The 19,967-nt window shown below is 58.6% G+C and carries 17 protein-coding genes; 7 read left to right on the forward strand and 10 right to left on the reverse strand.

The features are described from left to right. The first annotated feature begins 96 nt into the window (after positions 1–96). From B5526_RS00060 to B5526_RS00080, 4 genes are all read left to right on the forward strand, one after another. Positions 97–639, forward strand: coding sequence for a phosphate-starvation-inducible PsiE family protein (locus tag B5526_RS00060; RefSeq protein WP_197688401.1), 543 nt, complete (start codon positions 97–99; stop codon positions 637–639). A 967-nt stretch (positions 640–1,606) separates the two neighbouring features. Beyond that, a complete protein-coding gene (locus B5526_RS00070) occupies positions 1,607–2,212 on the forward strand; it encodes a hypothetical protein (protein ID WP_154071036.1) in 606 nt (201 codons plus the stop codon). A gap of 377 nt (positions 2,213–2,589) precedes the next feature. Next, complete coding sequence (locus B5526_RS00075; RefSeq protein ID WP_079535937.1) at positions 2,590–3,204, forward strand: tetratricopeptide repeat protein; 615 nt, start codon at positions 2,590–2,592, stop codon at positions 3,202–3,204. A 466-nt stretch (positions 3,205–3,670) separates the two neighbouring features. Then, entirely contained in the window at positions 3,671–3,931 is a 261-nt protein-coding gene (locus B5526_RS00080) for a helix-turn-helix domain-containing protein (RefSeq protein WP_172841932.1), read from the forward strand. 78 nt (positions 3,932–4,009) lie between these two features. On the opposite strand, the gene B5526_RS00085 is transcribed toward B5526_RS00080, so the two are convergent. Together B5526_RS00085 and B5526_RS00090 are read right to left on the reverse strand one after the other, a co-directional pair. Continuing rightward, positions 4,010–4,336 carry a septal ring lytic transglycosylase RlpA family protein gene (locus tag B5526_RS00085; RefSeq protein WP_079535940.1) on the reverse strand — a complete coding sequence of 109 codons (327 nt, stop codon included), beginning with the start codon at positions 4,334–4,336 and terminating at the stop codon, positions 4,010–4,012. A gap of 110 nt (positions 4,337–4,446) precedes the next feature. Further along, positions 4,447–4,641, reverse strand: coding sequence for a hypothetical protein (locus tag B5526_RS00090; RefSeq protein ID WP_079535942.1), 195 nt, complete (start codon positions 4,639–4,641; stop codon positions 4,447–4,449). 1,712 nt (positions 4,642–6,353) lie between these two features. On the opposite strand from B5526_RS00090, the gene B5526_RS00100 reads away from it, so the two are divergent. Both B5526_RS00100 and B5526_RS00105 read left to right on the forward strand, forming a co-directional pair. Beyond that, a complete protein-coding gene (locus tag B5526_RS00100) occupies positions 6,354–7,406 on the forward strand; it encodes an AI-2E family transporter (RefSeq protein ID WP_244562155.1) in 1,053 nt (350 codons plus the stop codon). 299 nt (positions 7,407–7,705) lie between these two features. Beyond that, positions 7,706–8,686 carry an ABC transporter substrate-binding protein gene (locus B5526_RS00105; RefSeq protein ID WP_079535946.1) on the forward strand — a complete coding sequence of 327 codons (981 nt, stop codon included), beginning with the start codon at positions 7,706–7,708 and terminating at the stop codon, positions 8,684–8,686. A gap of 146 nt (positions 8,687–8,832) precedes the next feature. Here B5526_RS00105 and B5526_RS00110 read toward each other — a convergent pair whose 3' ends face one another. From B5526_RS00110 to B5526_RS00135, 6 genes are all read right to left on the reverse strand, one after another. After that, positions 8,833–9,675 (reverse strand): aldo/keto reductase, encoded by an 843-nt coding sequence (locus B5526_RS00110; protein ID WP_172841933.1) that lies wholly within the window; start codon positions 9,673–9,675, stop codon positions 8,833–8,835. A 53-nt stretch (positions 9,676–9,728) separates the two neighbouring features. Next, the gene (locus B5526_RS00115) at positions 9,729–11,015 is read right to left on the reverse strand and encodes an NTP/NDP exchange transporter (protein ID WP_079535950.1); all 1,287 of its coding nucleotides are present in this window, start codon (positions 11,013–11,015) and stop codon (positions 9,729–9,731) included. Beyond that, positions 11,012–11,761 (reverse strand): NADPH-dependent F420 reductase, encoded by a 750-nt coding sequence (locus B5526_RS00120; protein WP_079535952.1) that lies wholly within the window; start codon positions 11,759–11,761, stop codon positions 11,012–11,014. The genes B5526_RS00115 and B5526_RS00120 overlap by 4 nt, the downstream gene beginning before the upstream one ends. A 755-nt stretch (positions 11,762–12,516) precedes the next feature. Next, positions 12,517–12,837 carry a hypothetical protein gene (locus B5526_RS37220; protein ID WP_154071037.1) on the reverse strand — a complete coding sequence of 107 codons (321 nt, stop codon included), beginning with the start codon at positions 12,835–12,837 and terminating at the stop codon, positions 12,517–12,519. Between the two features lie 271 nt (positions 12,838–13,108). Next, on the reverse strand, positions 13,109–13,963 hold the full coding sequence (locus tag B5526_RS00125) for an alpha/beta fold hydrolase (RefSeq protein WP_079535953.1): 855 nt from the start codon (positions 13,961–13,963) through the stop codon (positions 13,109–13,111). 758 nt (positions 13,964–14,721) lie between these two features. Continuing rightward, a complete protein-coding gene (locus B5526_RS00135) occupies positions 14,722–15,786 on the reverse strand; it encodes an IS110 family transposase (RefSeq protein WP_079544574.1) in 1,065 nt (354 codons plus the stop codon). Between the two features lie 465 nt (positions 15,787–16,251). On the opposite strand from B5526_RS00135, the gene B5526_RS00140 reads away from it, so the two are divergent. Beyond that, positions 16,252–17,286: an SAM-dependent methyltransferase gene (locus B5526_RS00140; protein WP_079535957.1), complete on the forward strand. Its 1,035-nt coding sequence runs from the start codon at positions 16,252–16,254 to the stop codon at positions 17,284–17,286. A 13-nt stretch (positions 17,287–17,299) separates the two neighbouring features. Here the strand turns inward: B5526_RS00140 and B5526_RS37225 are convergent, their stop codons facing one another. Together B5526_RS37225 and B5526_RS00150 are read right to left on the reverse strand one after the other, a co-directional pair. Then, on the reverse strand, positions 17,300–17,512 hold the full coding sequence (locus B5526_RS37225) for a hypothetical protein (RefSeq protein ID WP_154071038.1): 213 nt from the start codon (positions 17,510–17,512) through the stop codon (positions 17,300–17,302). Positions 17,513–18,906: 1,394 nt separating this feature from the next. Next, entirely contained in the window at positions 18,907–19,290 is a 384-nt protein-coding gene (locus B5526_RS00150) for an NUDIX hydrolase (RefSeq protein WP_079535960.1), read from the reverse strand. Positions 19,291–19,967 lie beyond the last annotated feature (677 nt).

The raw sequence follows: 19,967 nt of genomic DNA on the forward strand, positions 1-19,967 counted from the left end.
TTTGTACTCCGTGCTGCAAAAAAGACTTTTGCGGCACTAGCGGCACCTCCGGAGTAGGCGGCATGACATCGCGCACGATTATGATGGAATAAAGGGATGGCCAGCGGACCCTCTGAAAAAGATCGTACTATCCGGCTTTCGACCGGACTGTTCCTGCGCATCGAGCTCGTCGTCTATGTAGCACTCGGCATATTGTTGTCTGTGACGGCATTGCTGACGCTCGGGAGTGCAACGCTCCTGCTGTGGGAGGGAATGCGCGACTGGAGCGGCACCAGCGCGATATTCCTTATCGTCGATCGGTTGATGTTCGTACTTATGCTGATTGAGATCCTGCATACCGTCCGAGGTTCGGTCCGTTCGGGTGCGTTGACTCCCGAGCCATTCTTGATCATAGGGCTCATCGCTTCGATCCGAAACGTGCTCGTCATCACCCTGAAGTCATCCGGAGTGACCTCGGAGGGCCTCGCCTCGATTGAAGGCGAGATGTTGTTCCGCTCCTCAATTGTAGAGCTGGGTGTCCTGGGAGCGCTGATTTTGATCTTTGTGGTTTCGATTTATCTGCTTCGACGGGGCCACGCCCTGACGGCAGCCAACGCGCCCCAAGCTGACCAGGACCGTTCACCACGAGCGGGGAACTGAGCCTCCTGGCAGACGGCAGGCCTGCACGGCTCTAATGATTCTGGCTTCCGGTTTTGGCACCTTTGAGACATGCGGACAGTCGGTGGCGAGGTCTGTTCATGGGGGTAGAGCGGAAGTCGTCGGTACACGGTCAAACCGGTGCGATTGACCCTTCTCGGAGTGCGCCAGGAAAGCTGGCAAAGAATAGGAGGTGAAAGTCCCCCATGGGGTAAGGACTAGCCATCCGCCCCGACCCCGAGTGATGCGCGGCGTCCCGCGAGGGCCGACGTGAAGCGTTCACAGGGGAGACCACGGGCCAAGTATTGAGCTGCGAAACGGGTCTAATTCCGAGGTGCCGATCTTATTCTGAGAAAGAGAAGGCAACATCGTCCCATAGCGAATGGCTTGCATGGGAAGAACCTCGCGCAGTCGGAGACCTTGTGCACGTGGAGAAGTTCTTTGCACGGAACCTGGGAGGTCTCATCCATGCCCGGACTCGTGTGCCGGGCCGGCTCGGGAAGGCGACAAGCCGCACGCCGAGCATGTACGTGGATGAGAAGTCGGATGAGGCCATAGTACCTGCGAAGCGACTGAACAAGGGGAGGCAACTCTCGGCGGAAGTCGTGGAGGGAAGGGCCTCACCCAAGGGGAACAGCCGTTAGGCGGCCGCGGTTCGGACACTGAGCCGAAATGCCGCGTCGATCCGAATGATGGCTGCGCGTCGGGCGACGAGCGTGACTAAATCGTTCATCGCACGACGCCAGAACCCGAGGGAGGAGCCCGGTGCGTTAGCAGCGCACGCCGGGATCTGTGCGGGGGGCGAGGAGAAATCCTCGTCCCTACCGCGACCATCAGCGACCTCCAAAGTTCCTTCGATCTAGCCGCGACGTCTTCAAAGTGACCAGATTAGGTCGCCACAATTGCCCGCGTTCTAATCGTTGGAGTGGGGCATACCTTGTCTGCCGAGCGCCAAAGGGAGTGAAATCAGATGCTCATGTCTCGAGCTCTTTGGGTACCGATTGCAGCCGCAACGGTTCTTGTTGGTGTGCTGCTTTCCGCGCCAGCCTTCGCGCAGGCGCATATCCGCGGCACGCTGACCGCCGCGAAGGACGGAACGATCAGCGTTCAAACCGCCAAGGGCGAAACTGTATCGATCAAACTCGCCAACGACGCTGGCCTTTTTCTGGTGACGAAGGCCGACATGAGCGCCATCCAGTCTGGCAAGTTCGTCGGCATCACGTCTTTCGAGCAGGACGGCAAGCGCGTCGCACGCGAGGTTCATGTGTTTGATGAGTCTTTGCGCGGTCTGGCCGAGGGGCACTATCCATGGGATCTTGAATCCAAGCCGAACATGATGACCAACGCCAATATCTCTAAGGTCGAGGAGGTCGGAACGGACCGCGTGCTCATGCTTAACTATAAAGGCGGAGAACAGACGATCACGATCCCAACGAGCGCGACGGTTGTCGCCTTTGACAAGGCACCGGCCGACCAGCTCGCAGTTGGGCGCAAGGTCTTCATCGTTATGAAGAAGGACGGCTCGGAAGCCGCCGCGGTCGTGATCGGCGCTGAGGGCGTGAAGCCGCCGATGTGACGACGCGATAGACTCGGCGAGGCGATCGGCCCCACGGCCGATTGATCTATCGGCACACGGCGCTGGTCCACGCGACTTACTCGATCAATGTCGTGTTTCTGGCGATCACGAAAGCCGCCAGTCCGTTATTGGCACGAAACGGACGTGCCGATCCTTCTGACGAAGGTCGGTTATGAGGGGTAAAGCGGAAGTGGCTCGGACATCGTCAAACCGACGCGATTTGACCCGTTGCGGACATTGACCTGCTTATAAGACAACATCGCTGTTACACTAAATCTCGTTTTTCTGAATACCTTTCCAGGAATGTTTGAAGCAAGCCGGAGTTAACACGTTCGGCTGGATTGGGAGCTCGAAGGCGTAGCATGCAGGAGGTTCCTATGACCAACTTGATGATCAGGATTGTGACGCTGGCAACGTGTTCGATTGCGCTGATCGCTGCGTTCTCGGTCACTCCGGTTGTTGCGGCCGGGGGCAGCGATCTAGGTGGCGGTGAGGCAAACTATAGCGGGATGGACCAACGCTCCGCTTATCCGCCTTCGTCATACCCGAAGCGGTCGGGCACCAAGGCCACTCACGCCCCCAAGGCCAAGAAAGCCAAGCAGTCCCTTTTCGACGACCCCGCCTTCGCTCATGGGTACCGCGCTGCCCACGCGACGATCTATGACCGCAACGATTATGCTGGCGCGATTGAGCAGCTAAAGGCGCTCGGCCATGACGACAACGCAGATGTCGCCAATCTGATCGGCTACTCCTATCGCAAGCTCGGCGACTACAAGCTTTCGCAAGTCTGGTACGAGCGCGCCCTGAAAGCAGATCCGAACCATGTGCTGACCTGGCAATATTACGGTCTGTGGCAGATCGAGCAGGGCAACCGCGATCAAGCGCAATATCATTTGAGTCGGATCGCGGCGATTTGCGGGACGGGCTGCGAGGAGTATCGGTCGTTGGCCGCCGCGCTAGAGAAACCGGCCGGCACTGGCCTGATTTATTAGGACGCTTTGCAGCGGCGGTCGGCGCTAACGCGATGGTTGAGGCCATGTCTGTTCATGGCACGAAACGGACATGCCGATGCAGTCGCCGGATGTCCGCTGTTGAGGGATGAACGGACCTAGCTAGGACACCGCATCCCCCACGCGGTAATGGCCGCAAACGCTAATTCCGTAAATGGCCGCAGCGCAACCCTTAAGGGGTAACGTTAAACCGCTTATGCAATTGCGTCCTTTCGTTGCACTGCTATCGTCGATAGATGATCGACAGATTGCTTATGATGTGTATCGGGGGACTGCTGATCGAACCTTACGCTTGGCGACTATGCCCGGCGCCGGGCTGCCGCCTCGTTTGAAGCGCAAAGACTGGATGCTATGCCCGCGGGAAAATCTCCTGTTCATTCAGACGCGGCTCGCGACGTTGCCCTTCAAGGTTATTGCTATTTCCAACTCGTAAATGATGAATAAGGCTGTGAAACGAGCAAAACCGAAAAAGTTCGCGCCTAGAAGCTCAAGCGCTGTCGACAAATACATCGGCGCACGAATGCGCGGGAGAAGGCTCGCACTCAGCATCAGCCAAGAGCAGCTTGGCAGAAAGCTGGGTGTTTCATTTCAACAAATTCAGAAATACGAAAGTGGTAAGAACCGCGTCAGCGCGGCGCGTCTTTTCGAGATATGCAAAGCGTTGAATGTCCCGCTGTCGTCGATGTTTGAACACGACCCCCTTGACTGATGGGCCTCTGTCCAAACGATCTTGCACGCGCCTGATCAGCTTTTTTACCGTGTACGATCTTGAGGGTCGGCGTCAACCTTACTGACGCACGATGCTGACGCTTGTCGTACCACTTCCGATCATGTCGAGTTCGCGCGCCGCGGCGCGGCTCACATCAATGACGCGCCCGCGACCGTATGGCCCTCGGTCGATGATGCGAACCACGACGGTCCGGCCGTTGCGCATGTTTGTAACAAGGACCTTCGTCCCAAAAGGCAAGGTGCGATGAGCCGCAGTTAGCCCATTCGGACCAGACACTTCGCCGCTTGCGGTGCGACCCCCGCCATAGAAGGCCGCTATGCCTGTTTCAGCGTGAGCAACGCAAAGCGACAACACAAAAATCAGGACTGACAGCAAAGCTCTCATCGCCCATGAACGTCGGGCGGTCCGAATGGTTCCGTGCTGCCCGCCACTTTAGGCCCGGACTTGAGCGCCGAACGGGCGAGCGCTGGGGATGAAGCGCCACCTCGCAGTTGTCAGGTGCAGAGACACCTCCGGCGGAGGATAGAGAGGCTGTTCAACAACATCTTCATGTCGGCCATGTTGCGCGTCGGCTGACGGACATCGGGTAGCTGCTCTAGCGCGATCAACGCGGTGGCGAGAGCTTCGGCGATGATGAACTCATCACGGCCCGTCACCGATGCCAAACTGGTATTCCCTGAATTACTCATGGCACGCTCCCCTTGGCGTTCGCTCGGGAAGTCAAAATTCCCGGCTTGAAAACTGCAAGCCCAAAAAGACTAGCGGCTTGCGGCGTTTCAAAGACTTCGGGAGCACCAACTGACGCGCGAGGAAGGTATTCTACCTTTGCACATGCTACCGAACGGCGCGCGACGGCGTGACGCTCATGGAGCGACCCGGCATTTTGCCTCAATCGCGTAAGTACCAGACACCAATGTCCGCTAGCAGGGGCAACCCGGAAAACATATGCTCGTATTGAGTTCTTCTCAGTTTGACCCAATTCGGACTCAGCAAGCAGGCGCATACCACGCAAAATAGACGAAGCCGCCAAGGCTCACATGGAAGAGCACGGCAAGAAGTAGTCGAGCTAAGGTTTGGTTTGGAGGCCACACTTGCGGCTTGTTCAAGGGAGGGAAAGCTCAACCGCGCGCCGATATTCCGCTCGATTAAGTTTCGGGAAGTGAGCAATATTGACCAGCGATTCCGGAACTCGGAAGAGCATTCTGGTTCCATCACCGCCCGCCCTCGGCTGTTACCGGTGACCGAGAGTTTTGCGCTCCCGCCCAACAATGGGGAAGCGTTATGTCAAAGTATCAATTCACGCCTAGCCCGCAACTCACGCCGATTGAGCGCCCGCGCTGTCCGCACTGCACGTCGCGCATGATGCTCGCGAGCATCAGTCCGGGTCCCATCGGCTTTGAGCATCGCCTGTTCGAATGCCCTAGCTGCGACTCCGCAAAAAACGAAGTCGTTGCGAGCGACCCCATGAAATCGGCCTCCGCTGGATGGCTTACCGGGGAACTCAGGGCTCCGAACTAAGGGGAGCAACACATGCTCGACAAACAAAACCAAGGTCCACAATGCTGGGCTTGCGGTTCTCCAATGAAACTCACTGCAATTGAGCCAAGCAACACGGGTCAAGATTTGCGGACCTACGGGTGCCCTCAATGCGACAGGAGCGAACGGCACATCATCGACAGTGCCGTGACTGAGGCTTGGCTAGCGCCAAAGAAGTAAGACCGCCTGCAATACGAGCGGAGCGATGGAGCAATCGTATTTTAGAGAACAGGCCGACAGATGCCGCCGCCTCGCGCGCGACAGCACCGATCCTGTTTTGAAGGTGAGCCCATGCAGGCAAGCCGACGAATACCAATTGCGCGCGGACGAAATTGAGAATGACGAGATTTCGGCCAGCGCAGGCCGGTAGTGCAGGCGCGCGGCGGCTTTTGCTTGTGGCGCGGAACGTTTGGGCCGCTCGCCAGTTTATGATGGCGGCGGCGGAACTGGGAAACCGGCAGTCGCGTACGAAGCCGCACGGAGTCATGCCCGGGCGGCTTTTTGCGCGCCTGGCGGCTCCGGACCTTCAACGACCCGAACCAGTCATGATTTCGCCGTCGGCTAGTCCGAGCTCCGCGCATTTGCGCGCGACATCATCGACGCTGACCTCCCCAACTTGTTGTGCCCGAACCATCCCGCGCCCTAACAAGGCCAATGGACCCGTGTACTCATCTTCGGGACGAGCCCGGATCGGCTAAAGCGGGTATGATCGTCACACCCGAAGGGACGACACGATCCCATTCGGAGGGAAAACCCAATGGTTGCCGCGGCACCCCCACCGGAGCGTCCCTCTTTGGCGCCCGTCTCGGACGATCACCCGACAGAGGCACATGCTGCGGCGACGGAGGCCGCCGACGAGACGGAGATGCCGCTGCCGTCCGATCCGCGGACGTTCTTTCTCGGTGGTTTATTCGCGTTGGGTGCCTTGGCGGCGCTCTACGTTGCAAGCTCGGTCATCCTTCCCGTCGTGCTCGCTTTGGTGTTGAATCTCCTTCTTCAACCCGCTGTCCGTCTGTTGGGGGGTGTGCGTGTGCCTCGCGCTGTCGGAGCGCTCTTGACCGTCTTCCTGGTCATTGGAGCACTTGTAGGTCTCGTGGCGGCATTATCGGTACCGGCCGCGACCTGGGCTGAGCGGCTGCCCGAGGGCATCCCGCGCCTGGAGGCGCACCTCGATGTTATAAAAGGGCCAATCCAAGCTTTGCAAAAGATAATCCAACAGGCCGAGCAGGCTGCAGACGCTCCCCCTGGCCGTGGTTCTATCGTTTCGGTTCGCCGCGATCTTGGCATAACGGGCGCACTTTTCGCAGGGACACGCTCCGTACTCGATGGCCTGTTTACGACTGTCTTGGTGCTCTACTTTCTTTTGGTGGCCGGCAACATATTCCTTCGACGCATCGTTGAAATCCTGCCGACGTTCAGCAACAAGCGGCAAGCCGTCGATATCTCTCAGCAGATCCAAGAGGACATATCCGCCTATCTGGTGACGATTACGGCCATGAATGCCGCGGTGGGTGTCACAACGGCGGCTGCGATGTACTTTTGCGGCCTGGGAGACCCCTTGTTGTGGGGCGTCACAGCTTTCCTGCTCAACTACATTCCAATTATAGGGCCGTTATTCGGGGTCTGCATCTTCGTGCTCGTCGGAATGCTGAGCTTCGAAAGCTTATGGTTGGCCTTGCTGCCGCCGGCCATTTACCTTGGAATTCACCTGGTGGAGGGCGAAACACTGACGCCCATGTTGCTTGCGCGGCGCTTCACGCTAAATCCGGTGTTGATCATCCTGTCGCTGGTGTTCTGGTTCTGGATGTGGGGCGTGCTTGGGGCGATCTTGGCCGTTCCCATGCTGGCCATCCTGAAGATCATTTCTGATAGGTTGCGCCCGTTAAAGGCCCTGGGACACTTCCTCGAAGGGGAATAGACCTCCTGTCTGCTGCGCCGCATGAGTCTGCTCATGGCAGATAGTGTTGCAAAAGCCTTTTTCCTTTGGCGGAAAATCAGCCGCAGGGCTTTCTGGGACTTTTGCAACACTATCGGCACTTTTGAGACGTGCCGACGCACGCTCAGAATGTCTGCTTATCGGGGTCGACCGGAAGTGACCGGCACATGGTCAGAACGACGCTCTTGACCCACACCGGACATCGTGCCTGACCATAAGTTGGGCCAATTTCTCACTCGTTACCCCTCGCAAAGTGCTAGGCTTCAAGGACCAAGGGGAAGATGAAACGACGCGCGTTCATTGCGCTTCTTGGGATCGCCGCTGCATCGCCGCGCGCCGCACGAGCGCAGCAACCGACATTACCAGTGGTCGGTTTGCTCGGCGCGGGGTCGCCGCAGTCCGATGCTTTTCGTGTGGCCGCAGTTCGACAGGGCCTTGCCGAAGCCGGTTACATGGAAGGACGGAACGTCGCGTTCGAGTATCGCTGGGCAGAGAATCATAACGAGCGGCTGCCGGCGCTCGCGGCCGAGCTGGTTCGTCGCGAGGTCGCCCTGATCCTCGCGATAGGCGGCGTCACTTCGGCCGTGGCCGCCAAGTCGGCAACCTCAACCATCCCGATCGTCTTTGAAATGGGTGGCGATCCGATCAAGTTGGGACTTGTCTCCAGTCTCAACCGGCCTGGCGGCAACCTCACTGGCGTGACCTTCTTGATTAGTACGTTGGTTCCGAAACAGTTTGAGATCCTGCACGAGATGGTTCCGAAGGCAGCGTTGATCGGCTTCCTCGTGAACCCGACCATTGCGGATGCCGAAACCAACACGAAAAATGCGTTCGTAGCGGCGGAGTCTGTTGGGCAGAAACTACTAGTCGTAGAGGCCGGCACAGACAGCGAGCTGGAGGCAGCCTTTGCCACGCTGGTTCAACAGCGTGCGGACGCACTCGTGGTCCTCGTTGAACCTTTCTTCATCAGCCGGCGCGCCAAGCTTGTTGAACTGGCAGCACGTCAAAAATTGCCAGCGATCTATACCCTTCGCGAGTTTGCGATTGCCGGCGGCTTGATGAGCTATGGCACTAGCGTCACTGAAGCGCTTCGCCTAGGTGGCCGCTATGCGGGTCGGATTCTCAACGGCGAAAAACCTGCCGATCTGCCGGTCCAGCAGTCCACGAAAGTCGAGCTGATTCTCAATCTTAAGACCGCCAAGACGCTCGGCCTTACCGTTCCGTTGCCGTTGCTTGGACGCGCTGACGAGGTGATCGAGTGAACGTAAGAATGTCGCCTGTTGGCACCAAACGGACTTACGGCTGTAGTCCCCGCATGTCCGCTATTAGGGGAACGGACCTAACTCAGACCGTCCCGAGGTCCGAGTTTGGTAGAGTCATACGTTAATGCCGGCAAATCGATCATCGATCAAAGCGTTTCGACGAACTCGATCATTCGACGACGTTGATCAGGATCGGGCAACGGGCCGCGCATCGCGCCGGCATTGTCCGCCATGTGGCCGGCATCGGCGGTTCCCGGGATCACTGCCGTCACCCGCGGGTCAGCCAATAGATATTTTAGGAAAAACTGTCCCCAGCTGTTCGCGAACCCCCGCGCCCAGTCCGGCAGTTCCTTGCCGCGCACGGCGCGGAATAATCGGCCGTTGCCGTAAGGCACCGCGGTCAGCACGCCGGCCCGGACTTCGGCGGCCAATGGCAGGATGCTTTTCTCGGCGCCGCGGTTATCCAGTGAATAGTCGATTTGGACGAAATCAGGCTTCTCGCGTTTGAGCACAGCCTCGACCGCGGGATAGTCGCCACGGAATGTTGAAGTGATGCCGATATAGCGGCACACGCCTCGTTGCTTCCAGTCCCTGAAGCGCTCGAGCGATTGCTGTTTCTTGCTGACGTTGTGGAGTTGCAGCAGATCAAGCTTTTCGGTCTTCAGTCGAGTCAATGATCGCTTAAGCTCTTCAGTATCGGGCGACTCGAGCTTGGTGGCGATGAAAACCTTGTCGCGCAAGCCGGCAGTTGCCATGACCTTGCCCAATACACTTTCGGCATCGCCATAAGTCGATGCGGTATCGATCAGCCGTCCGCCATTTTTGACCAAAGCCTGTACGACGGCATCGGCCTTGCGCCGGGTCGTTTCGTCATCCTCGTCGAAAACAGCGGCAGTGCCCAGGCCGACCACGGGAATACGCTCGCCGCTGCCGGGAATTGCACGGGTGAGGAGCGGTGTCTCGGTTTGAGCAGTGGCTTTGGACGACACCAGAAATCCGCCGGCGAGTGCGGCAGCGAAGTCTCGGCGAGTTATCCGGATTGTCATCTGGGGGCTCCTTCGTCGACCGTTTTCGTTGTGAGACGCTCCTGCGTTCGCCCCAGCGCGGTTGAGAGAATAAGCCAGCCCGCCGCGACGGGGAGCGCGCAAAGCGCGATCGCGCCAAGCTTCAACCCCAGCGCCTGCAGGCTGTCGTAGACCCAGCCATACAACGCATCCGAGCCGCGATAGATCACCACGTCGATCAAATTCTTGGCTTTATATTTTTCCTCGCGCGCGACCACGGTAAAGAATACCTGGCGTGCCGGATTTGCGATGGCGAAGTTCATCCAGCGTTGCGCGACCTGCAGCGTCACCACCACGGACAGGACCGGTGCGATCGCCACCGCTGCGAAGCCGACGACGTAAACGGTGGGCAGAGCCGCCGCTGCGATGCCGGTGCCGAAGCGCTTGAGAAACTTGCCGGTGGCAAAAACCTGTGTCGCCAGACTGAGCAGACCCACCGCGAGGTCGATACCCGCAAACAGGCGCGTTTGGTTCGCTGCGCCGTGGATCGACGCTGAGACGATGTTGGCCTGCGCGAAATAGGCAATGGTCGCGCCGAACGAGAGCAGGCTGACCCAGGCGGCCACGCCCAGCAGATAGGGCGATCGGATCAATTCGGGCAGTGCCGCGAAGGCGCCGCCTCCAACGCGCTGGCCTCGAGGATCCACCTCCGTCCGCGCGTCCGCCGCGCGTTCAATGCGATGGACACAAAACACGGCTGCTTCGAGGAAGACGGCGGCCGTGATCAACAAATTGACCGGGCCGAGCGGCGCCGACAGCCAGATCGTGAGGACAGGACCGAGCAGGGCTCCAGCGGTGCCGCCGGCGCCAATGAACCCGAACAGTCGCTTGCCTTGCTCGGCAGTAAACAGATCGGCCATGAATGACCAGAACACCGCCACCGCGAACAGGTTGAACACGCTGACCCAGACAAAAAATACCCGTGCGACGATCACCTTTTCTACGTCGAAAATCAGCAGCACCCAGAACAGAACCAGGTTGGCGACGAAGAAATGGTAGACGATGGGAACAAACCTGACCCGCGGCAATCTCGCCACCAGCGCACCGTAGAGCGGCTGCGCGACGAGCAGGCTGAGAAACGTGGCCGTGAACAGCCACGGCAGGTTTTTCACGCCACCGGCGATGCCCATCTGGTCGCGCATCGGCCGCAACACATAGTAGCCGGCAAGCAGCGTGAAGAAATAAGCGAAGGACCACAGCGCAGCCGAACGTTCTTGCGCCGTAGCAGGCACCGTGCGCTGCAACCAGCCCACGAGAAAAGTCATGGCGCCAGCGACAGCTTCTGCTTGAGCTCAGCCGCGCTCACATTCTGGCCATATCCCGGCGCGCCGCGCTGGAAGCGTCGCGCATCGGCGAGCTTGCCGACCTCCACCGGATCGAAGCCGGCGTCGCGCACCAGTCCCGCCGCAACTTGCACGGATTCCTGATCGTCGCCGGCAATCGGTACCGCGAGCCTGGGGACGGGACGGTTCGCTTCGCGCGCAAAGATCATGTAGGAGAGCGTGTTGAAGGCGCGCACCAGCCGGGTGCCCGGCAGATATTTCTGCGACGTAACTCCGATGCCGTCGCGCTCGGCCTCGTCGGCGATGGCGCCGTCGCGGCTCGCCACGGCATTGTCGGCGTCGAGCACGATCTTGCCCGCAAGCGACTTGCCGTAGTCTTTCCCGATCTGCGGCAGCGCGCCGTAAGGCACCGCGAGGAAGACAACGTCGCCGAACGCAATCGCCTGATCGACCGTGCCGGACTGGGCGAGAGGGCCAAGCCGCGCAACGAGATCTTTCAATTCCTCTGGATGACGCGAGGAGAAGAAGACCGGATGGCCTGCCTTGACCCAGAGCTCGCCGATGGTGCCGCCGATATGGCCCGCGCCGATAATGCCGATTTTCATCTTGGAGCCAGAGGACGTCTGAGCCAATGCGGTCGTCGGTTGGAGCACCCCTTGGAGGATGAGCGCTCCTGCGGCGCCCAATAGCGCGCGGCGACCGCGATCAACAGTGACATGCTCGAACATCAGCGCACACCAATTGCGAATTGCAGGACGAAATCTTGTCGCGCCTTTCCAGCTTAGAGTCGTTCACCTCATCGCGAGCAGTATCATAACGCGAAAAGTGTCATAAATAGCCGCCCCGGAATTGGCGCTCGCACAGAGTTGATCGCCTTGCTCCTAATTTCAGGCGCTTGCCAAGTCCGGGATATGGCGGATCAGGAGGCGGAGCCCATGGGCCTCAATGCGGAAATTCCATTTGTGGATCATCTGTGCGGTCGATGACACCACTCGGCGCTTTGCGCGCGGCGACTTCACCCTCGTTGCCGGTGCCCAAATGGCGGCTCTTGGCACTTCTGCGGAATGTGCGACAGGCGTCTGCCGCTCGGGCTATGTTTGCCGCCGGATGCGCTGCGGCTGCGGTCCTCTGGGCACGAGTTGGGGTCTGATGCTTTATCGTGCCGCCGGTGCTCGGCGGAGTCGCGTTATTTGCCCGGGTTACAAATGCTCCAAACGAACTATAGCTCGATATGGGCTGCTGAGCCGATGGCGGCCCCCGGCAGGGTGACTTCCGGCTTGTATTCGCAGCATCGGTTTGACTTGGCTGCATTTCGCCGCGCTACGCCGCGCGAGATCGATTCGGGTCAGAATCTGACTTCTCAGGAAGGGGGCGCAAAGCGTTGGCTGACGCAGTGAAAGCATTCCTAGTAACACGCAACCAAGCGCCAGATAGGCATGGTGCTCACACATGAGCTGCTACTGTCCTCTAGCGGCCAGCTGATTTATTTGGGTGCGGCCGACGGAGCGGCGTTCGTCTTCGTTTCCGAAGGAATAGCCGGTACGTCATCTGCCACGCTACACTGTTCCACATAAGAATCTTCAGTCATACCGTGTTTCATCATTGCTTCTTGATCAGCTCTCCATTCATCGTCGCAATCCTTCGCAGTTTTCTCCGAGCTTTGTCCGTTTGTTTTGAGTGGTGCGGAGATGGCAGCAGGGGCGGCGGCGGTCGAGTTTGGCTTGGCAGTCTCCGCAAATGCGGTGAAATGCAGGATTGTTATCCCAGCAAGCGCGCAACAAACCAAACAAAGGTGCTTTTTCATCGTTCGGCTCCTGTTGGCATAGCTTGTATCGCGAAAAGCTTTTCTAGACGCGTGGCGGTGCCTGCAAACCATTCCATTCGTGACCCCGCACAAACCAATGCGAACCTTTCGCGCCTGCTTCTCAGTTGGACCCATCTCGGACTTTTCGCCGGATCCAAGTCTGAGGTCGACCAGTGCGATTGCCCAACGTCTAGTGCGCGCACCATACACACGCCAATACTTCTCACGGCAGGTGCGATTGCTTCGATCGAAGCGTGTAATGCCTCGGCGGTCAGTTCTTGACCGGCGCGTAGAGCGCAACCGGCCCCGGCTCGGTCATCGCCGGCGGTGTTTTTGTCTCAACCGGCTTGAGCGGACTGTCGTCTTCGAGGAACTTATCGAGCATGCCCTGGATCGTCGATTTGACGTCGTCGGGACCGCGATCGCTCATGTCGGTGTGCTGGTAGTCGGTTTGTACGACCGTAATGCCAGACTTCTCACGGACCTGTTCAGGAGGAATGACGCCGGGATCGGTCTTGAACCGCGGATCCTTCGAACGGAAAGACAGGATCTTGAATCTGCCGTCAGTCATAAACGGCACGCGCAGATTGTCGAGCGTGACGACCTTCTTGATCTGGTCGGGGTACATCCTGGCGAAGTACACCGAGATGTCGCCGCCATTGGAGTGTCCCACAATGGTGAGATGGTCATAATCCGCGTTCGGTTGGACCTTCTTCATTTCCTCGACGGCAAAGCGGATGTTGGCAATGCCGCGCTGGTACTGCGGCAGACGGCCGACATAGAGCTCGCCGACCTTCGTCACCATCGGCGCATCGGTCGGCAGATCATGCTGGATGCTGACCGCCAGATAGCCGCGGGCGGCGAAGACGTTCGCCAGAAAAGAGTACCCAGAGAATTTGACGGTGTTGCCGTGGTTGAGGATCGCCACCGGCAGCGTGATCATGCCGGCATTCGCCTGCATTTCCTTGTCGCGCCGCACGGCGACGTCGACCGCGACCGAACGGTTGTCGCGCGCCGGGTCATTGAACGTCAGCGTTTCGTGGCGGATCGCCCATTTGCTCACGGTGAAATACGCGACAGTCACCAGCGCGGAAAGCGAAACCAGAACGGTAATTCCACGTTTCATATTCGTCCTCGGCGACCGACCTCGGGGGACCAGATGCCAAGCTTCGAGACTCTGCGGTCCCTTATTCTTAGATATGTCACAGCGACAGGAAGACTAAATGTTGTGAATTGACCGCCTGACCATTGTGCGGCGCACTCTTGTGCCGATGCACAATGAAGTGATACGGGCGGTTCGTCCTCACGGCACAAATCAAGCCTTGGTTCAGGTCTTGGGTAAAGGCTTGGTAAGAACGGTCTGCTGGGCAGTTCGTTCCGCCGGGCGCTGGTCAGGCGCGGTTTGGCCGCGCGGCAGCGGCCGCGCTCGACCTCCTTGCGCGCCGTCACTACGCTCCCAATTCCGAAATTGGCACGTTTGAGACATGCCGGCGGACCTAAGAGTATGTCTGTTTACGGGGGGTAGAGCGGAAGTGACCGGCCGACGGTCAAAGCGGCGCTTTTGACCCGAATGTATGGTCCGGCCGTGCGTTGCAACTGGATTTCACCGCGATGGCGGTGAGCGGTCTTGCATCAATGTATCCGGCCTTTGATTGGAGCGTTGTGCTCATGGCCATCATGGATATCAGCGCGCGTGCGATCTCATTACCGGACAGGCCTCAACGGGCCATTCGGGTCACCAGTGTTCGCAGGCGCCGGGAAGACCGAACCTCCATCTCGTCTCATGCTCTCGCAGACCTCGGCAGGTAAGGTGTTCGATCTGGCTACGTCATCGCGGGCTCCTCATTTTGCGCGGTCCCTGTTGCCGTCGGCGTGGAATAGGAATCAGGCAGATTGGTTCGCTGCCTCATCCATCTTCCGCACCTCGAAAGCCCGGCCACGAGCCAGAACGCTCCAGGCGATACGGGCCAGCTTGTTGGCCAGTGCGATCGCCAGCACGTTGTGATGCAGCCGCTTCTTGGCCGCCTCGATCCAGGGCTTGAGCCCATAGCGCTCCCAGATCTTCGGCTTGATCAACACGACCCAAGCCGCCTGCACGAACAGAACGCGCAGGTAACGATTGCCCCGCCTGGATATCTTGCCGAGGATGGTGCGGTCGCCGGTCGATAGCTGTTTCGGCACCAGTCCAAGCCAGGCGCCGAAGTCGCGGCCTTTGGAGAATACGTCTCCAGTACCGATCGCGGCTACCATCGCGCTCGAGATAATCGGCCCGATGCCGGGTACGCTCATCAGCCGCTCGCAACCGGCGTCCTGGCGCGCAACGGTCTCGATCTCGCTCGACAGGCCATCGATGCGCTGATCCAACCGGCGCCAGTCGCCTGCCAACTCCTCGATGACACGCAACATGCGTGGCGACAGGGCATCGGTGCGCGTCGCAAGGATGGTGGGCAGTTCCGTGCGCAGGAAGCCGATACCCTGGCGCACGGCGATCCCGCGTTCCAGCATGAAGGAGCGAATCTGGTTGATGATGCCGGTGCGTTGCGACACCAGCCGCTCGCGCACCCGATGCAGCGCCTGCAGATCCAGTTGCTCCACGGTCTTGGTCGCCACGAACTTCATCGTCGGGCGCTGCACGGCTTCGGCAATCGCTTCGGCATCATTGAAGTCGTTCTTCTGTCCCTTGCTATAGGGGCGGACATATTTGGCCGGCATCAACCTGGCATCGTGACCAAGCGATGCAAGTTTGCGGCTCAGGTGATGTGCGCCGACGCAGGCTTCCATGCCGATCAGGCAAGGCGGTATATTGGCGAGCCGCGCTTCCACTTGGCCACGCGACCACTTTTGCCGCAGCACGATGGCGCCGCGCGCATCGTGGCCCACGACGTGGAACGAGTTCTTGCCGATATCGATGCCGATCACGGCCATCGCGGTATTGGGTGTCTGAGACATGGCGTGCTCCTTGTCTGTGGCGCCCCTTGCCAGCTTCGCTTGCTGGCGGGGCAGGAGCACGGCCGGACCATCCCATAGCGGAAATTCCTGCGTCTCGTCTGCGCCTAGAGCCTCTCTCTCTAAGAAAATCGCCATCTGAGCGCTAGGATGGCAGCCTCTCTGCGAGCCACAGCAAAGACGTCAATGATGATCATAGCCTGGGGCTATACAAAGCAGGAGAGTCCGCTCGGAGCGCTAATGTGCTGGCCGTCGTGTTTGTTTGCTGGAGACAAACGATCCGATCAATCGTCGTTCCGGCGGAACAACTGGAGCCTTCTTGCATCATCCACAAGAGCCACCTTTATTGGGCTCCCCAAGAAGAGCATAAAATCGCATAATGACGCACGGTACTGCTTGGCAGTGACTCCTCATCGACGCGAGGATCTCCATCGCTTTCAGAGCGTTTCAGCGGCCACAGGAGCAACCTTGGACATTGTTTTGACGTTTCAGTTGGTCGTGGCGATCGTCATCGCGTTGTTCGTAGCATACAACGTTTTTCATTACGTCCTTTTTCTCCTGGTGACTCAACCCAAGGACGCGAGCAAGATCGGCCACGAGTTGAATCAATTTGAGCAGCGCCAACTGATCGAGTGGACACCGCAGCCGAGCGACTTTCTCCAGCATGACGACGAGAAGCGTACATATGATGACGTGTTCGGCACGTATCGCGACGAGCAAGCGAACTACAGCACGTGCGTATTCCCCCGCGTCGCATTTTCGCGTACCTACGAAGCTGAATACGTTCTTCTGAAGCCGAAGGACGGGATGCGGCTGTTGGATCTCGGGTGCGGATCTGGCGCGGCGGCCTACTACCTCGCCAGCCGGCGAGATATCGAAATTGTGTGCGTCACCAATTCATCCGTGCAAGCGGACATCTGCCGGCGGAAATTTGCAGAACTGCGTGGACGTGGACAGGTGATCATCACCGACTTCGACAGCCTCGATCTCCCGAATGAAAGTTTTGACGCCATCTATGCGCTCGAATCGATCGGCTACACCAAAAACCTGGACGCTTGGCTGGAGCGCTGCTGGCGGATGCTCAAGCCGGGAGGAAGCCTGTTAATCCGCTCACCGGGGTCGTTGGATCATTGTCGGCGTAAAGAGGATTACCTCAGTGTCACCGTCTTCTTCGACAACTGGCGCTACAATTTTGTCGGCGCCAATCTTCTCGTCTACAAGATGCGCCGACTCGGCTTCAACCCGATCCGTTATCGACGACTGCCGTTCTGGGCCTGGGGCCTCACGTGGAACTTCATTCAACACTTGGTATTGTGGAAGTATCGGCTAAAGATGCGCACATTCGTGGAATTGGAACGGATCATTTGGCGCACTTCGAAGGTATTTGTCTTCGGCAACCCGTACAACACGGTGCTGGCTACCAAGCCCAAGGCAGCATCTTGCTCCCGGCAGACTGTTGCATCCTCGGAAGGATTGGGTGGCGTCGCCGAGACTGATCGCTAAATCGACCCTCGGTTCATTCCGGCCGATGGCCGACATCACCTAAAATCCTCGAGATGCGTGGTGCTTGATGGATTGGAAAACCTGCGCGACAGATGTTTCTCCAATCGTTCAGCCATTTCAGGTTTGGCAGCATTTGGGAAAATCTGATCTCGGCCAGCGACGATTGCGCCCACGCGTCCAGGAAGCCGAAGCGTTTTTCTCTCGCCGCCCATGTCCATGCGACCATGGCGGGCACCACACTGGAACAGAAGGCCCGCTTTTGGCACCTTTGAGACATGCCGACGGGCGCTGAGAATGTCCGGAGTTGGGGGCAGACCGGAAGTGACAGGCACGCAGCCAGAACGACGCGATTGACCGTGCGCCCCGAGGGCGCGAACTATCAGTGAGGGAGGGTCTCACCCGGATAATTGTCGATTGGTCCGGAAGCTGGCAGGCGGCACGGCCGGGTAACTGGTTGGGTCGGAGCCCTGCGACGAAGGCGGCCTTGGGCTGCTGAGCGATCCGATGGGCCGTAACAAAGTGAAGCCCGAGCAGGCCTCGAAAGTTCTAATGCGGATGCCGACCCTCCGGTCATTTGGGGAAGGCCGCACGCGTGGGGAAGTAATCGACACGCGCACCCACGCGATCCGCCGGGGTAGTGGGCACGGCACGTCGGTAGGGTGGTTCGTAGTTACAGGGGGAGACCCGTCGCGGACGAGGGTAGCGGCCTCAGCATCGCATCAGGCGGTGGTCACGGCGGGAGTCGGACGGGGCAATAGGAGCGTTGATGCTGGGTAATGCCGGCGGAGCAAAGGGCCCCGACTTCTGGTGCGCTTTTCAAGATGGAGAGGTGAAGGTGATTGGTGATGAGCCTGACAACGCCTGATAAAAATCCGGAACCTTCAGAGAAAGCTCTACTGCTTGACGAAGACCGTCCCGTGCCGAGGTGTCGTCGCCCGACACCAGCAATGAGCGGCCGGCCGTCGCGTGTCTCGCGGTGAAGCCAGTCGGAAAGCCGGATGCCGGAAATCGGCTCGTCCGGTTTGATGAGCGGGGATGGGAGACGGGGCGTTGGCCAAAGGGCCCCAAGCTACCGCGCCCATCCTCGACTCTCTACCGGAACGGAGATGAGGCCCGCGGGACTGTTTTGCTGCCTGCCAAGTTCAGGAAGTGTTCTAGATTTACGATCTGTTCCTATCGGAGTGGCGGGCGCTGGCCTAGTTTAAACCCTAGTGGCCTAATTTGATTTTCGCAGTGGCCTGTTTTGAATTAACGAAGCCCTAATTTTGCCGCCGTGTGTTCTAAGTAGAACTTACGTATTCCTTGGGAATTTAGGGGTATGCTAAAGGTTATAACGTTTGTGGGTTTATCCCCTTTGGGAGTCGCCATGGACAGCGCACAACGCTGCCGGGATCAGGCGGCAGAATGTCTTCGCCTGATGAAATCAACTCAGAGTAAGGCTGAAGCTGAGGTTCTGAGAAATCTCTCTACTAGTTGGTCAAGACTTGCTGGCCAAATCGACCGATATAGCGCGCTCGTGCGTGACGAGGGCCGCGTAGCCCGGAAGTAAGGCCGCCTCAGTTGGCGGCCTCTTTTATGCATACCGACAGCAATTGCAACGGGCAAGGCCGTCACGCTGGCCTAACTCGATTTAGGAAAGAGTTTATCCCTGATGTAGCGCGACGTTGGCGTGAGACGAATGCCACGCGGCTTACGCCAGATTGCCTTATCGATTTCCTTTTTGTCGCCGATTTTCAGGCGACCGGCGGCTTTCGCTGCGACGAAGATCGCGTCACTCATTTTCCGGCCTGAACGACGGTTCTTGGCTTCAACTTCCTTCCAAAGCCTAACGCGTCCAAGTTTGAGTTTCGGGAGTTCTTCTTTGATCTCCCTGCGCAGGCAATCCTTAGCACTTTCTCGCGCGCGCTTGCGGCCACCGGGAAACATCCAAAGACCGTCGCGCTTTCGTCGTACGAGCAGCACCCGTCCGCGTTTCGCAGCCACCAGTTTCGAGGATTTTGCCATTCCAATAAAGCACCATCTGTCGAATCAATCCCCTTTTCCTAATCCTAAATCCTGTCGAAAATTATAACGTAGGTCGCCTCAGTTGGCGGCCTCTTTCATTTCGGTCGCCGGACCATGCCGCAAACTCCCGCCAAGGCTTAGCGGCCTGCTGAGAGCCGTTTGATCCGCCCGCCATCAAACACTCTCGATCAATACGCCGCCGCCTTGGCGACCGGTCGCGGCCCCGGCGATTGGCAAATCCGGCAGTGTCTTAGTTTCATTTTTTGTCGGCGACCGAACAGACAATCTTTTGAAGGCCGAGATATGCTTGCGCGAGCGAATAAGCGTCGAACAAAGTTAAGGTCACGGCGCGTCTCAATAAATGGCTGACATCACCCGGCCAGCAACCAAGTCAGGGTGAGCCATGGACCGCAAAGCAGCGTGTATAGCTCAAGCCTCAGTGTGTCGTGAAAAGGCGCGGACTGAGCCCGGGCGCCAAGAATACTGGATCGATGAATCGATTAGGTGGCTGGAGCGCACCATAGAGCGATCGGGCGACATCGCAGTTTCTTACGACGTGAAAGACGGACGCCTTGTCGCAACGGATGAGCAGCAAAAGGGATGACGTAAGGCCGCGCGCGGATCGCATCCGGTATTAAACCATCGCATTGCGCGCCTGTTCAGAATCCCGACAACTT

Source organism: Bradyrhizobium lablabi (genome assembly GCF_900141755.1).
Lineage (GTDB): Bacteria > Pseudomonadota > Alphaproteobacteria > Rhizobiales > Xanthobacteraceae > Bradyrhizobium > Bradyrhizobium lablabi_A.